The sequence below is a fragment of the Enterocloster bolteae genome, from assembly GCF_002234575.2.
GTDB lineage: Bacteria > Bacillota > Clostridia > Lachnospirales > Lachnospiraceae > Enterocloster > Enterocloster bolteae.
Genome location: NZ_CP022464.2, coordinates 2,390,326 through 2,406,659 on the forward strand (window position 1 = coordinate 2,390,326; position 16,334 = coordinate 2,406,659).

Here is a 16,334-nt window from a genome sequence, read left to right on the forward strand (position 1 = left end):
TTTGTGATTTAGGACATTTTTTTTTCCCCGTATACAAATTAGCTAAAACCCCAATTTTGATTTTGTGGATTTGCGATATGGATTCCCCAGGGGGTTTCATGTATTATAAGAGCAGTTACAAAAGAGGGTAAAACACATATGTGTTAAGCGTATTATTAGGAGGAAAAAACAGAATGGCTAGTTTATCACTGAAGAACGTAACAAAGAAATATCCAAATGGATTTGTAGCAGTTAAGGAATTCAATCTTGAAATCGCCGACAAGGAATTTATCATTTTCGTAGGTCCTTCAGGATGCGGTAAGTCCACAACCCTTCGTATGATTGCCGGTCTGGAAGACATCTCATCCGGTGAACTCTACATCGACGATAAGCTGGTTAATGACGTTGAACCAAAGGACAGAGATATCGCCATGGTATTCCAGAACTATGCTCTGTATCCACATATGTCTGTATATGACAATATGGCTTTCGGTCTGAAACTGAGAAAGACGCCGAAGGATGAAATTGACAAGAAAGTGCATGACGCAGCCAAGATTCTCGACCTGGAGCATCTGCTGGACCGTAAGCCAAAGGCTCTTTCCGGCGGCCAGAGACAGCGTGTTGCCATGGGACGCGCCATTGTCCGCAGCCCCAAGGTATTCCTGATGGACGAGCCGCTGTCCAACCTGGATGCAAAGCTGAGAGGACAGATGCGTGTTGAGATTTCCAAGCTTCACCAGAGACTGGAGACCACCATTATCTACGTTACTCATGACCAGACAGAGGCCATGACACTGGGTACCAGAATCGTCGTTATGAAGGACGGCATCATCCAGCAGGTGGATAATCCACAGAATCTGTATGATAAGCCATGCAACAAGTTTGTGGCAGGATTCATCGGAGCTCCCCAGATGAACATGATAGATGCAACCGTCGGCAAGGACGGTGCTCTGACAACCTTAAGCTTCGGCGGACACACCGTAGCCCTTTCAGAGGCCAAGTCCAAGAAGTTAGAGGACGCCGGATACATAGGAAAGGTAGTTACCCTGGGTATCCGTCCCGAGGACCTTCACGACGAGGAATCCTACCTGGCCATGTCTCCAAAGAGCGTATTTGAGGCCACTGTCCGCGTATACGAGATGTTAGGCTCCGAGGTTCTGTTATACTTTGATATCGAGGACGCGAACTTTGTTGCCAAGGTAAATCCACGTACCACCGCAAGGCCTGGCGATACCATCAAGCTGGCCATGGATTTAGAGAAGATTCACATTTTCGACAAGGATACGGAACTGGTTGTTCTTAACTAATACAAACAAACCGTAAGTGAAAATTAAGGTAAAAAGAAGCAGGAGAGTATACAACTCTCTTGCTTTTTTTGTAATTTTGCATTAAAATATGAAAATAGGGATATTAGTTACTCCGAATACGTTTGAAAAGGAGAGTATAGAATGATTTCAAATCAGATACTTCAAACCACACTGGATGGATTAAAGGCAATTACAAGAATTGATTTGGGTATATGTGATACAGAGGGAAAAGTGCTGGCTTCTACATTTACCGATGCGGAAGACTCCGAGAGCTCGGTTCTGGTTTTCGTGGACTCACCGGCGGACAGCCAGGTTATCCAGGGATACCAGTTCTTCAAGGTGTTTGATGAGCACCAGCTGGAATACATCCTCTTAGCAAAGGGGGCCAGCGATGATGTATACATGGTTGGCAAACTGGCCGCATTCCAGATTCAGAACCTGCTGGTAGCTTATAAGGAGCGTTTTGATAAGGATAACTTTATCAAGAACCTGCTTCTGGACAACCTGCTGCTGGTAGACATCTACAACAGGGCAAAGAAGCTGCACATTGACACGGATGTAAAGCGTGTGGTCTATATCATCGAGACCCACAACGAGAAGGATGTCAATGCGCTGGAGACAGTGAGAAGCCTCTTCGCGTCCAAGACAAAGGATTTCATCACAGCTGTGGATGAGAAGAACATTATTCTGGTGAAGGAAGTACGCCAGGGAGAAACCTACGGGGAGCTGGACAAAACAGCCAACACCGTACTTGATATGCTTAACACCGAGGCCATGACAAAGGTGCGGGTGGCATACGGCACCATTATCAATGACATCAAGGAAGTTTCCCGTTCCTACAAGGAAGCCAAGATGGCGTTAGACGTAGGCAAGATTTTCTATGCCAATAAGAACGTTATCGCTTACAACAATCTGGGTATCGGACGCCTGATTTATCAGCTGCCCATTCCGCTGTGCAAAATGTTTATCCGCGAGGTATTTGACGGCAAGTCTCCGGACGAGTTTGATGAGGAGACACTGGCCACTATCAACAAGTTCTTTGAGAACAGCCTGAATGTGTCCGAGACCTCCAGACAGCTTTATATCCACAGGAATACCCTTGTATACCGTCTGGATAAGCTTCAGAAGAGCACCGGATTAGATCTGCGCATTTTTGAGGACGCCATCACCTTTAAGATTGCCCTGATGGTTGCCAAGTATATGAAGTATATGGAAAGCCTGGATTATTAGGCCGGAGTCGGTGGATGATAGAGATAAGCAATGTGAGCAAAACCTACGAGACAGGGAACAAGGCCATTAAGGATGTATCCCTTACCATTGATGACGGTGAGTTCGTGTTCATCGTAGGAAGAAGCGGTTCCGGCAAGAGTACGCTGATGAAGCTGCTCCTCAAGGAGCTGGAACCCACAAAGGGACGTATTGTGGTGAACGATATGGACCTGGGAAGGATGCCGAGAAGGTATGTTCCCAAATACCGCAGAAGATTAGGCGTGGTCTTTCAGGATTTCAGACTCCTGAAGGACCGCACTGTGTTTGAGAATGTTGCATTTGCCCAGAGGGTAATCGGGGTGCCGCCCAGGATAATCCGGGAAACAGTGCCGGAGATGCTCAGGCTGGTCGGGCTGTCGTCCAAGTACAAGGCCTACCCCAGACAGCTGTCCGGAGGCGAGCAGCAGAGAGTGGCCATCGCCAGGGCTTTGATCAATGACCCTGAGGTGCTCCTTGCAGACGAGCCCACCGGTAACCTGGACAGCTTTAATACCCATGAAATCATGAGGCTTCTGGAGGAGATTAACCAGAGGGGGACTACTGTGATTGTGATTACACACAGTCAGGAAATGGTGGATGAGATGAACAAGCGGATCATTACCATGGAACGGGGGTCGGTTATCAGTGATGTGGGCGGATATTATTAGGGTGCTGCCGCAGCGGCTCTGGAGAGCTTACGGGTATGCTTATTCCGCCGGAAAGGCAAATGAACAGCAATGAGAATCAGTACATTTTGGTATTGCCTGAAACAGGGCATCATTAATATATGCAGAAATATTTTGTTTTCGCTGGCATCTATAGCGACTATTTCTGCATGTATTTTTTTATTCTGTCTTTTTTTCGCCCTGATAGCCAATGTGCAGAATGTGGCAAAGACAGCAGAGACAACAGTGGGAATCACTGTATTTTTTGATGAGGATATGCCGGAGGAGCAGATTCTGGCTGCCGGCGATGGTATCCGGGGCTGGGAAGAGGTGCGGGAGGCGCAGTACATATCCGCTGCCCAGGCATGGGAGAACTTTAAGACAGATTATTTTGAGGGGATGGAGGAGCTGGCAGAGGGATTTGCAGACGACAATCCGCTGTCCGGTTCCGCCTCCTATGAGATATTTCTCAATAATATTGAGGAACAGGATAAAATCGTGGAGCGTCTGGAAGGCATGGAGGGCGTGAGAAAGGTGCGCTATTCCAGTACGGCTGTGGCCGGGCTGACCAGTGCGGGAAAGATGGTTGGGGCCATGTCGGCCGTTATTATCTGCGTACTGCTGGCCGTGGCGGTTTTCCTGATTAGCAATACCATTTCCGTGGCCGCGGCCTTCCGCAGGAGGGAAAATGAAATCATGCGCTTAATCGGCGCCACCAATTATATGATTCGTGCGCCTTTTGTGGTGGAGGGCGTGCTCCTTGGCGCTTTGGGAGCAGCGGTGCCGCTGGCAGGCATGTATGCGCTTTACCAGAGGGCGGTCATCTATATCAGTGAGCATTATCAGATGCTGACAGGCATGTTTGAACCCATACCTCTGGGAAATATATTTCCCTATATGGCTGCAACAGCCGGGTGCCTGGGTGTGGGCATTGGTTTTTTTGTCAGTTATTTTACCATCCACCGTCACTTGAAGGTATAGGGAAGGAGGATGTGAATGAGGATAAGACATTGGATTTGTGCGGCAGCGCTGTCAGGCGGTCTTTTGATGGGCGGTATGGCGGCATTTTCGGCCTACGCCACCAGTGTGGAGATAGAGGATGCCAAGAAACAGGTATCTGCTTTGGAAGAGGAAAAGAAGAAGGTGGAGAGTACCCTGAACCAGCTGGAGGGATTAAAGGCAGATACGGCAGCTTATGTGAAGAAGCTGGACGGCAGTCTGTCCTCCCTGGCAGAGGAGCTGGAACAGCTGGGAAACCGGATTACCCTTAAGGAAGAGGAGATAGACCAGGCCCAGATACAGTTAGAGGAGGCCAGACGCGAGGAAGAGCACCAGTATGACAGCATGAAGCTGCGCATCAAGTACATGTATGAGAACGGCCAGAACAATCTGCTGGATATGGTTATGGAGTCCGGCAGCATATCGGAGCTGTTAAACCGCGCGGAATACGTGAGCCAGATTGCGGAATATGACAGGAAGATGCTGACAGCTTATGCTTCTGCAAAGGAGCAGGTGGCTGCCAGAGAACAGAACCTGGAGAAGGAGCATGGGGAGCTTTTGGTGCTTCAGGAGTCCACCCAGGCCAAACAGGCTTCCATGCAGCAGCTGATGGATTCCAAGCAGAAGGAGCTGGATTCCTATAATTCCAAGATTGCCATGGCCCAGGATGAGCTGGACCAGTACAATGCAGACATCAAAGCCCAGGAAGATCAGATGAAGCGAATCGAGGCCGAGATGAAGCGGAGGGAAGAGGAAGCCAGAAAAAAGGCGGAAGCAGCCGGCAAGACGTATACCGTATCGAATTTGGGGAATATTAGTTTTAAGTGGCCCTGTCCGTCCAGCAGCAGGATTACCTCTAATTTTGGAGACAGGGAGTCTCCCACAGAAGGGGCATCCAGCAACCATAAGGGAATTGATATCAGTGCCAGCACAGGGGCGGATATCATTGCTGCGGCTGATGGCGAGGTGGTGATATCTACATACAGCTATTCGGCGGGCAATTATATTATGATTGACCACGGAGGCGGGGTGAGCACGGTCTACATGCACAGCTCCAAGCTGCTGGTGGGCGTGGGGGAAAAGGTGACAAAAGGCCAGGTGATTGCAAAGGTAGGTTCCACCGGTTATTCCACCGGTCCCCACCTGCATTTCGGAATCCGCTCAGGGGGCACCTATGTAAATCCCCGAAGTTATGTAAGCCCGTGACCTGTCATAGGATAGAGGGAACGGACAGATAGGAGACGTAAATTGGAAAATCGTGAATTTGACAGACAGGAACATAATATGGGCGGACAGCCGGATGGTCCCTACAGGGACAACGGACCGGGACCCCAGGACGGGAACCGGAACGGCTCAGGAAAGAACCGGTTCTGGGCCGGGGCTCTGGTGGGAGCCCTTGTAACCGCCTTTGTGGGATTGATTGTGGTGGGCATGTCGGCCGGCATCTATATCTTTGGTAAACGGGTTATGAGCCGTCAGCCCAGCGTGGCCATCGAGGGCAAGGGACCGGGAATCACAGACGGAAGCAGCCATGAAGGCGGCGTGGACTTTGACCGGGTTACGGCCAAGATGTCCATGATTCAGCAAATCATAGATCTTCACTTCCTGTACGACGAGGACGCCGGAAATGTGGAGGATTTTATTTACAGAGGAATGCTGGCTGGCCTGGATGACCCTTATTCCACGTATTATACGGAGGAGGATTTCCGTTCCATCAATGACAGCACAAAGGGAACCTACTCCGGTATCGGAGCCATGTTAAGCCAGAACAGAACCACGGGGTTATGTACCATCGTGAAGGTGTTCGAGGGTTCCCCGGCCCTGGAGGCAGGGATGCAGCCCGGAGACATTATATATAAGGTGGGCGATACCCTGGTGGCTTCCGAAAGTCTGGATGTGCTGGTGAACAATTACATCAAGGGCGAAGAAGGCACGGATGTGGCTATCACGGTGTACAGGGCAGACAAAGACGAGTATGTGGATATGTCCGTTACGCGGCGCAAAATCGAAGTGCCCACTGTGGAATACAGCATGCTGGACGATAAAATCGGCCGGATTGCAGTCTCAGAATTTGATGTGATTACAGTGGAGCAGTTTGAGCAGGCAGTGGATGAGCTGCAGAAGGACGGTATGGAGGGGCTGATTATCGACCTGCGGAGCAATCCGGGCGGAGTCCTGGACAGCGCTGTTAAGATGGTGGATTATATTCTCCCCGATGATTTGGACCAGTATGAAAAGGGCAAGGGAAAAACCCTGATTGTTTACACGGCCGACAAGAATGAAAAGGGCGATGTATTTACCGCCTCAGACGGTCATGAGCTGAAAATGCCCATTGTCATTCTGGTTAATGGGGACTCAGCCAGCGCTTCCGAGGTGTTTACAGGCGCGCTGAAGGATTATGACTGGGCCACCGTGGTGGGAACCACCAGCTACGGAAAGGGAATTGTACAGAACCTGATACCTCTGGGAGACGGTTCCGCCATCAAGATTACCACAGCCCATTACTACACGCCCAGCGGTTTTGACCTGCACGGAAAGGGAATAGAACCGGATGTGGAAGTGGAACTGGATGAGAAGCTTAAAACCCAGGCAGTGGTGAAGCCGGAGGAAGACAACCAGCTTCAGAAGGCAGTCCAGGTGTTGAAGGAAAACAAATAAGAAGTGTGGAACAGGGCCCCGGTCATGGCTATTATGGCCGGGGCTTTTGTACTGTCTGCATTTCCAGACAGGCTATTGCTATTTACTACGGCTTTTGCTATACTTACATAATATATTTGAGAAGCCCGCGGTATGTTGAGAAGCCGCGATTATATAATATAAAGGAAATTGATTCTCACAGATTAGATTTGGAATGGATGGTTGAATTATGGGAGATATGACAGAGCAGGACAGCGCACATGCAGCTGAAAATACAGTAATCAAGTGTCCGGCAGTCCTGGAAGCTCTGAGAACAGGTATAATATGTTGCCTGCTGGACGAGGATCTGACTTTTCTATGGGGGAATTCCAGCTTTTTCAGTGGTATTGGATATACCGCTGAACGTTTTGGCGGCCTCTTTTCCACACTGCGGCAGTATTATGCAGCGATGCCCGATGTGTTTTCCTGTATCCGGCAGGAACTGACCCAGGCGGTTGAGAATGAAAGGCAGGATATTGAACTGACTGTCCGTCTGCCCCTTAAGGAGGGCGGATATTCCTGGAAACATCTTTATGGGACCGTCAGGGAGGATTCTTTAGCGGGCGGGAAGGTATTGCAGGCAGAGCTTGCGGGAGTGGATGCCCTGGCTGCCGGGAAAGAGGAACTGGAACGGCTCTACCGGCAGAAGCTGCAGTATTTCCATTTTATGCTGGATACATACGAGGGCAATGCATATATCAGCGATATGGACACCTATGAGCTGCTGTATGTGAACCAGCATTCCTGCGAGGTACTGGGGATGCCGGCGGTGAAAGCGGCGGGGCGTAAGTGTTATGAAGTAATCCAGGGAAGGACGAGTCCCTGCCCGTTCTGTACCAACAGCAAAATAACCGAGAATGAATTTTACGAGTGGGAGTTCCAGAACCCGGTTTTGGAGCGGACATTCCGAATTAAGAACAGGATTATCGACTGGGAAGGACACCGGGCGCGGCTGGAGCTTTCCCATGATATGTACAGCACGGAATATAAGCTGGCAAAGAAGGACCAGGAGCGGGATGCGTTGGTTCGCAGCGTCCCCGGCGGGCTGGCGCGGGTGGACGGACGGGATATGCGGACTGTCCTCTGGTACAGCGGCAGTTTTTTGGACCTGATTGGATATACGAAAGAAGAGTTCGAGCAGGAGATGCATTCCCAGTGCAGTTATGTACACCCGGACGATAAGGAACGCGTTGCTGCTGTTATGCTGCAGTCCAGGGAGACTGGCAGGCCCACTATGGTGGAGAGCCGCATTTTCACTCAGGACGGTAAGGTTAAGATTTTACTGATGACATGCAGCTATGTCAGCGGGGAGGAGAACTGGGACGGTATTCCCTCCTATTATACGGTTGGTATCGACGTCACGGCGGAGCGCACGGAGCAGGCCCGGCAGAGGCAGGCCCTGGAAGATGCCTGCCAGGCAGCACAAATCGCCAACGATGCAAAGACCAACTTCCTTTCATCCATGTCCCATGATATTCGCACGCCAATGAACGCTATCATCGGCATGGCGGTTATTGCGCAGGCGAACCTGCAATCTCCGGAAAAGATACAAGACTGCCTGAATAAAATCAATGTTTCCAGCCGACATCTTTTAAACCTTATCAATGAGGTATTGGATATGTCCAGAATCGAAAGCGGGAAAATCGATCTTATTTCAGAGAACGTTTCGCTGCCAGAGCTGATTGAGGACGTTATGGATGTATTCAGGCCCCTGGCCGCGGAAAAACACCTGGAGCTGCAGATTAACGCTGACCATGTGCGGCATGAAAAAGTGGTAACAGATCAGAACCGCCTGCAGCAGGTTCTGGTGAACCTGCTCTCCAATGCCATAAAATATACCCCTGAGGGAGGCAGTGTGGGTCTCAGGGTCCGTGAAATTCCGGCTTTTGCAAAGGGCAAGGGGCAGTATGAATTTATCGTCACCGACAACGGAATTGGGATGTCCGGAGATTTCATCCCTCATATTTTTGAACCTTTCTCCCGGACCGAGGAGTCAAAGACCAATCAGATACAGGGGACAGGTCTTGGCATGGCTATTACCCAGAATATTGTCAGCATGATGAATGGCACGATTGAGGTTAAGAGCGTCCTGGGAGAAGGAAGCCAGTTTATTGTGGCTGTATCCTTTAAGCTGTGCGAAGAGGCAGAGGATAACAATGCAGAGCTCTCCGGCCTGCCGGTACTTGTGGTGGACGATGACCAGGTTATCTGCGAAAGCGCCGCCGAGATTCTGGATGATCTGGGGATGCGGAGCAGCTGGGTACTCTCGGGCAAAGAAGCCATTCGCCGCGTTGTGGAAGCCCATGAGGCGGAGGATGACTTCTTCTCCCTTATTTTGGACTGGAAGATGCCTGGAATGGACGGACTGGAAACGCTCAAGGTGATTCGAAGGAAGCTGGGGATGGATGTTCCCATCATTGTGGTATCCGCCTATGACTACTCTGAGATTGAGGACGAGTTTAGGATGGCGGGAGCAGACGCATTTATCACCAAACCGCTTTTCAGATCCAAAATTGCCCATACCTTCCACCAGTTCTGCCGGGAGGGGCGCACCGATGCCTCATCGCTTCCCGGCGGGGAAGTTTACACCATCATGGAAGGAAAGCGGATTCTGCTGGTGGAGGACAATCAACTCAACCGTGAAATCGCTGTGGAGCTGCTGAAGATGCATGGCTTTCTGATCGACGAGGCTGAGAACGGCCGGCTTGCAGTGGAGAAGTTTGCGTCTTCCGGGCCGGAAGAATATGACTGTATTTTAATGGATATCCAAATGCCGGTGATGGATGGTTATCAGGCTTCTGAAGCAATCCGAGCGCTGACGCGGGAGGATGCCAGAACGGTTCCCATTCTGGCTCTGACAGCCAATGCCTTTGCCACTGATATTGGAAAGGCACACTGCGCCGGCATGAACGACCATGTGGCAAAACCCATTGAAGTGGAGCGTTTTATGGAAACACTGCGGAGATGGATTAGATAGTTCTAGGATTATGAATCAAAAGGGAATCCGGAAGGTTTATGTGCAGCTTGGCGCGTTGCCTATCAAAAAGTTTTATGAAAAAGCTCTGTGGGAAGGCTCTGTGGAAAAGCTCTGTGGAAAAGCAATCCACAGGGCTTTTTCTGTTCTGCTATATTTTGTCTGGAATTGCTTTCCGCTGCCGTAATGACAAGATGGAGCAGACAATCAGCTGCTCAGAACGTGTTAAGAAAGAACAGTTGGATAAAAAAGAACAAATGTTCCTGCCTCCGCCTATACTTTTCAGGCTGTCTATGTTATAATTTTTAATGACCTTTCCTACAAGTATTTTTTACCGGGTTATTACATTCCACAATATACTCTGCCCGCCCGGTTCCGAAGTAATTTCAAAAAGCTTTTTCCGGAGAACACAGTGGGGCACGTCATTTCTTTTTAAACGTGTTTATGGAAACATTGGGCAGATATATCGGTGGTCAACGACTCAGGATCAAGAAGTATCAACGAGAAGAAAGGAAGTCAATTTCAATCAAAAGATAAAGAAGGCCGAGAGAGAACCCGGGCCAAGGGGATAGAATTATGAAAACATAGTTACATTTTACGTATTTGTATACTATAAAGGAGACTTCACTATGGATCATTTTGAATTAGTATCAGAATTTCAGCCCACCGGCGACCAGCCGCAGGCCATTGAGCAGCTGGTTAAAGGCTTCAAAGAAGGCAACCAATTCGAGACTTTACTAGGGGTTACAGGCTCTGGAAAGACCTTTACTATGGCTAACGTAATCCAGCAATTACAAAAGCCTACCCTTATCATTGCCCACAACAAAACCCTGGCCGCCCAGCTCTATTCCGAGTTCAAAGAGTTTTTTCCGAAGAATGCGGTGGAGTATTTTGTGAGCTATTACGACTACTACCAACCCGAAGCCTACGTTCCGTCCACGGACACCTACATTGAAAAGGATTCTTCCATTAATGATGAGATAGACAAGCTGCGCCATTCCGCCACCGCCGCCCTGTCAGAACGGGAGGATGTGATTATCGTGGCTTCCGTATCCTGTATCTACGGCCTGGGCAGCCCTATTGATTATAAGGAGATGGTCATTTCGCTGAGACCCGGTATGATTAAGGACCGGGATGAGGTCATTCATAAGCTTATTGACATCCAGTATGACAGGAACGATATGGACTTTAAGCGGGGAACTTTCCGGGTGAGGGGGGATGTTCTGGATATATATCCGGCATACTCCGATGGGGTGGCCTACCGGGTGGAATTTTTTGGGGATGAGGTGGACCGGATATCAGAAATTGATACGCTGACCGATGAAACCAAAGCCCAGCTGGGCCATGTGGCTATTTTCCCCGCATCCCATTATGTGGTGCCGAAGGAGAAGATGATGGAAGCCACAGAGAACATTCTGACAGAGCTGGAGGAGCGTGTCACATTTTTTAAGAGTGAGGATAAGCTTCTGGAGGCCCAGCGCATATCGGAACGGACAAACTTTGATGTGGAGATGATGCGTGAGACCGGATTTTGTTCGGGCATTGAGAATTATTCCCGACATCTGACAGGAGGCCTGCCCGGGGAACCTCCTTGTACACTCATTGATTATTTCCCTGAAGATTTCCTGATTATTGTGGATGAATCCCACATAACCCTTCCACAGGTGCGCGGAATGTATGCCGGCGACCGGTCCAGAAAGACCACGCTGGTGGACTTTGGATTCCGCCTCCCATCTGCTCTGGATAACAGGCCTCTGGCGTTTCCTGAGTTTGAGTCTAAAATCAATCAGATGATGTTTGTTTCTGCAACTCCCTCTGCCTACGAGGCAGAACATGAGCTTATGAGGGTGGAACAAATCATACGTCCCACCGGACTTCTGGATCCGGAGATATCGGTGCGGCCTGTGGAGGGCCAGATTGATGACCTGGTTTCTGAAGTGAACAAGGAGGTGGCGGCCCATCACAAAGTACTTATCACCACTCTGACCAAACGGATGGCAGAGGACCTCACCGACTACATGAGAGAGGTAGGTATCCGGGTTAAGTATCTTCATTCGGATATTGATACGTTGGAACGGGCTGAAATCATCCGGGATATGCGAATGGATGTGTTCGATGTCCTGGTGGGCATCAACCTGCTGCGGGAAGGACTGGATATTCCTGAAATTACACTGGTGGCTATCCTGGACGCGGATAAAGAGGGATTCCTGCGTTCAGAGACATCCCTGATTCAGACCATTGGCCGTGCAGCCCGCAACAGCGAAGGTCATGTCATTATGTATGCGGACAAGGTGACGGACTCCATGGCTGTGGCAATCGAGGAGACCAACCGAAGACGCCAGATACAGCAGAAGTACAACGAGGACCATGGAATCACACCCACCACCATCAAAAAGGCTGTCAGAGATTTGATTGCCATATCCAAGGCAGTGAATGCAGATGACAAGCACTTTAAGAAGGATCCCGAGTCCATGGACGAGAAGGAATTAAAGAAGCTGTCAAAGGAACTGGAAAAGAAGATGCACCAGGCTGCTGCGGAGCTGAATTTCGAGGAAGCGGCAAGGCTGCGTGACAGAATGATAGAAATTAAGAAAATGCTGCAAGACATGTAATTTTCTGTAACTCATGGAACATTGTACCTAAAAATGTAATATTCTCTTAAGGATTATTAAATTGTACAATAGATGTCACTACTTTATAATAAAGATAGGCAATAAATAACAATTGATTGCAAATATAGACGAGGAGGATAAGTTTTATGAGGAGAAAAAGAGGGCTATGTCTGCTGCTGGCAGCATCTATGGCATTGGGCAGTAGTTTCACTGTATTGGCAGCGGATAAAAAGATTGACACGGTGAAGCTGAGTTTTTCCTATTCAAAGGCGCCGGAGAGCGGGGACGAAATAGGAGACATTACGGTTAAGGCCGGCAGCAGCGGATTTGAAGTGGACTCTGCCGAGTATACCAATATAGAGGACCAGGATACCTGGACGGTTGGAGATATACCGGAGGTAAAGGTGGAACTGTCAGCCAAGGACGGATACAAGTTCTCCTATACATCCAAAAGCCACTTCTCTCTTTCTGGATGTAATGCGGATTTCAAGAAAGCAAAGATTTATGACGATGGCCAGTACATTGAAGTGTATGCTGAGTTAAAACGTATCGGCGGCAAGCTTCAGGGTGCGTCGGAGCTGGAATGGAATGATACCACGGCTGAGTGGGAGGAGATTGAAGGCGCTAAGAGCTATGATGTAAAGCTGCTCCGCGACGACAAGACAGTCACTACGGTCAGCACTACAGGAACCTCATATAATTTTGCAGGTTATTTTAACCGGGAGGGAGACTATACCTTCCGTGTAAGGGCTATTTCCCGTTACAATAATAAGACAGGTGAATGGTCCGAGGATTCCAACTCCCTGTATATTGATGAGGATGAGCTTGGCCGCTATGGCGGAAGCGGACATTGGGAGCAGGATGGTACTGGTGTATGGTATGCGTATGATACCGGCGGATATCCGGCCTCCTGTTGGAAACAGATTAACGGCGCATGGTATTATTTCAATAACAAGGGGTATATTGTTACCGGCTGGCAGAAGCTGGATGGGACCTGGTACTATCTGAACCCTTCCAACGGTATCATGATGACCGGCTGGCAGGCTATCAACGGCAAATGGTATTATATGAACGGCAGCGGTGAGATGCAGACCGGCTGGCAGGCCATTAATGGCAGATGGTATTATCTGGACGGCAGCGGCGCCATGCAGACCGGCTGGCAGAGGCTGGGCGGACAGTGGTATTACTTAGACCCCAGCGGCGCCATGCAGACCGGCTGGCAGGCTATTAATGGCAAGTATTACTATCTGGGCACCAATGGAGCCATGTATTATAATACATGGACGCCGGACGGAAAATATGTGGATGGTTCAGGAGCCTGGGTGCAGTAAATCTTAATACGAATATACAGAACGGAAACATAAAGAAATATAGAGAAAAAGCAGGAAAAGATGCAGCGGAGAGATTCGCTGTATCTTTTTTTGAATTGAGTTTGTCATAACAAACTCTTTTTATTGACATTTTTTCGCATTAAGCATACAATGAATATGGTTTAAATGTAACTACAAAAGGAGACAGGCATCAATGCAGAAAAAGCTGAATGAGTGTGAGATCGGCGGCCGGTATGTTGTATCGGGCGTGCAGGTGGATGAGAGCATTACCAGACGTCTTGAGGCCCTGGGGGTCAATGAGGGGACGCCTGTAAATATATTGAATAAGAAAGGCAGCGGAAGCGTTATCATCAAGGTGCGCGGGACGCGTCTGGCCTTGGGAAAGCGCTTGTCCGAAGGTATTACGGTCAGGGAGGAACAGGCATCATGAACGGACGCGCAAGAGCAGATGGGACGGATACGTACGGCAGTGTGATTCTGGGAGACAGCGGGGCGAAGAAGATGGATTTCCAAGATCAGCATGAGGATGACAGGACGCCGATCACAGTTGGATTTGTAGGCAATCCTAACTGCGGCAAGACCACGTTGTTTAACGCCTTTACCGGCGCTAAACTTAAGGTGGCTAACTGGCCCGGTGTTACGGTGGAGCGGGTGGAAGGTGAAACCAGCTATAAAGGGCGTCCCATCAAGGTTATCGACCTGCCGGGCATCTACAGCCTTACCTCCTATACCATAGAGGAAAAGGTCACCCGCAAATGTATTGAGGACGGTGGTGTGGATGTCATCATCAATGTGGTGGATGCGTCTTCCCTGGAGAGAAACCTGTATCTTACCATGCAGCTCATTGAGCTTAAGAAGCCGGTAATCCTGGCACTGAATATGATGGATATTGTGGAAGAGCGGGGCATGGAAATTGATATGCACCGTCTCCCGGAGCTGCTGGGTGAGATACCGGTTGTCCCTGTATCAGCCAGGAAACGGACAGGACTGGATGTGCTGATGCACGCAGTGGTCCACCACTATGAGGAGGGACCTCAGGGGGTGGTTATACGCTACAGCCAGGAGGTGGAGGAGAAAATCAGGCTGATTGAGGAAGCGCTGTATAAAAAGTACGGCGAGATGGATAATATGCGCTGGCATGCTATTAAGTTCCTGGAGTTTGACCAGGTGGTGATTGACGATCATCCTCTGGACGATATTGCCGTGATTCTTCCACGCAATTATGAAAAACAGATTATCAATGAGAAGTATGATTATATAGAAGAGGTCATAAAGGAGTGCCTTTTTAATAAGGATGAAAAGGCTGCTACCACGGATAAGGTGGACCGGCTTATGACCCATCCTGTATGGGGAATTCCTGTGTTCTTGGGGATCATGGCTCTGGTATTTTTCCTGACGTTTACAGTGGGTGATTTTTTAAAGGAGTATTTCCAGATGGGTCTGGATATGTTTTCCGGTGCAGTCCTGTCACTTCTTACCAGTGTCCACGCGGCTCAGTGGATCACCTCCCTGATCGTGGACGGCATCATTGCAGGCGTGGGAGGTATACTTACTTTCCTGCCCAATATTTTCATCCTGTTCCTTGCCCTGGCTTTCCTGGAGGACAGCGGATATATGGCAAGGGTAGCGTATGTGATGAATGAAACCATGGGTATGGTAGGGCTGTCCGGTAAGGCGTTTTTACCCATGCTTTTAGGGTTTGGCTGTACGGTTCCTGCGGTCATGGCTACCAGGGCTCTGGAGAGTGTGAAGGACAGGCGGAGGACTATTTTAATCACACCCTTTATGTCCTGTTCCGCCAGGCTGCCGATTTACGTATTATTTGCGGAAATGTTTTTTCCGGACAGGGCTCTGATAGTGGCCTACTCCCTCTATATCATCGGCCTGTGCATGGCAATCCTGGTGGCGTTTATCGTACATATCCATGGAAAGAATGACAGCGCCCAGAACGCCCTGCTGATTGAGCTGCCCGAGTATAAGACGCCTAACGGCCGCACGGTATCCATCTATGTATGGGATAAGGTGAAGGACTATCTCAGCAAGGCAGGAACCACAATTTTCATTGCCTCCATCGTGCTCTGGTTCGTGCTGAACCTTGGTCCGGAGGGATTCGTGTCTGACGTGTCCCACAGCTTTGCCGCAATCATCGGTCATGTTCTGGTGCCGGTTCTGAGGCCGGCTGGTCTGGGGCAGTGGCAGGTGGCAGTGGCCCTTATTTCCGGCCTCTCTGCAAAGGAAGTGGTTGTCTCCAGTTTCAGCGTTCTGTACGGAATCAGCAATGTAAACTCCGCTGCCGGTATGACAGCGCTTTCCACTCAGCTCGCCATGGCTGGTTTTGGAGGTGTGAACGCCTATGCCCTGATGATATTCTGTCTCCTGTATTCACCCTGTATCGCGGCAGTGGCAACCATTAAACGGGAGACAGGATCCTGGAGATGGACCATAGGAATGGTGCTGTTCCAGCTGGCCGTGGCCTGGGCAGGGGCAATGCTGGTATTTCAGCTGGGCAGTCTTATATTTGGATAAGGACCGTACCGGGGAAC

Annotated in this window: 11 protein-coding genes; all 11 read left to right on the plus strand. The window is 49.6% G+C overall.

The window, feature by feature from the left end; translation table 11 throughout:
- The first annotated feature begins 173 nt into the window (after positions 1-173).
- The 11 genes from CGC65_RS11215 to feoB all read left to right on the plus strand — a co-directional run bounded on the left by CGC65_RS11215 (position 174) and on the right by feoB (position 16,317).
- Positions 174-1,286, plus strand: coding sequence for an ABC transporter ATP-binding protein (locus tag CGC65_RS11215; RefSeq protein WP_002566962.1), 1,113 nt, complete (start codon positions 174-176; stop codon positions 1,284-1,286).
- A gap of 141 nt (positions 1,287-1,427) precedes the next feature.
- The gene (locus CGC65_RS11220; RefSeq protein ID WP_002566963.1) at positions 1,428-2,516 is read left to right on the plus strand and encodes a PucR family transcriptional regulator; all 1,089 of its coding nucleotides are present in this window, start codon (positions 1,428-1,430) and stop codon (positions 2,514-2,516) included.
- Positions 2,517-2,530: 14 nt separating this feature from the next.
- Positions 2,531-3,202 carry a cell division ATP-binding protein FtsE gene (gene ftsE / locus CGC65_RS11225; RefSeq protein ID WP_002566964.1) on the plus strand — a complete coding sequence of 224 codons (672 nt, stop codon included), beginning with the start codon at positions 2,531-2,533 and terminating at the stop codon, positions 3,200-3,202.
- A 69-nt stretch (positions 3,203-3,271) separates the two neighbouring features.
- Positions 3,272-4,180: a cell division protein FtsX gene (locus CGC65_RS11230; RefSeq protein ID WP_002566965.1), complete on the plus strand. Its 909-nt coding sequence runs from the start codon at positions 3,272-3,274 to the stop codon at positions 4,178-4,180.
- Positions 4,181-4,195: 15 nt separating this feature from the next.
- Positions 4,196-5,404, plus strand: a complete 1,209-nt coding sequence (locus CGC65_RS11235; protein ID WP_002566966.1) for a murein hydrolase activator EnvC family protein — start codon at positions 4,196-4,198, stop codon at positions 5,402-5,404.
- A gap of 42 nt (positions 5,405-5,446) precedes the next feature.
- Positions 5,447-6,856, plus strand: a complete 1,410-nt coding sequence (locus CGC65_RS11240; RefSeq protein ID WP_002566967.1) for a S41 family peptidase — start codon at positions 5,447-5,449, stop codon at positions 6,854-6,856.
- A 208-nt stretch (positions 6,857-7,064) separates the two neighbouring features.
- Complete coding sequence (locus CGC65_RS11245) at positions 7,065-9,851, plus strand: hybrid sensor histidine kinase/response regulator (RefSeq protein ID WP_002566968.1); 2,787 nt, start codon at positions 7,065-7,067, stop codon at positions 9,849-9,851.
- A gap of 626 nt (positions 9,852-10,477) precedes the next feature.
- Positions 10,478-12,460 (plus strand): excinuclease ABC subunit UvrB, encoded by a 1,983-nt coding sequence (gene uvrB / locus CGC65_RS11255; protein ID WP_002566970.1) that lies wholly within the window; start codon positions 10,478-10,480, stop codon positions 12,458-12,460.
- Between the two features lie 146 nt (positions 12,461-12,606).
- Positions 12,607-13,791, plus strand: coding sequence for a PspC-like choline-binding domain-containing protein (locus CGC65_RS11260; RefSeq protein ID WP_002566971.1), 1,185 nt, complete (start codon positions 12,607-12,609; stop codon positions 13,789-13,791).
- 193 nt (positions 13,792-13,984) lie between these two features.
- The gene (locus tag CGC65_RS11265; RefSeq protein ID WP_002566972.1) at positions 13,985-14,221 is read left to right on the plus strand and encodes a FeoA family protein; all 237 of its coding nucleotides are present in this window, start codon (positions 13,985-13,987) and stop codon (positions 14,219-14,221) included.
- Positions 14,218-16,317, plus strand: coding sequence for a ferrous iron transport protein B (gene feoB, locus CGC65_RS11270; RefSeq protein ID WP_002566973.1), 2,100 nt, complete (start codon positions 14,218-14,220; stop codon positions 16,315-16,317). The genes CGC65_RS11265 and feoB overlap by 4 nt, the downstream gene beginning before the upstream one ends.
- The last annotated feature ends 17 nt before the right edge of the window (positions 16,318-16,334 follow it).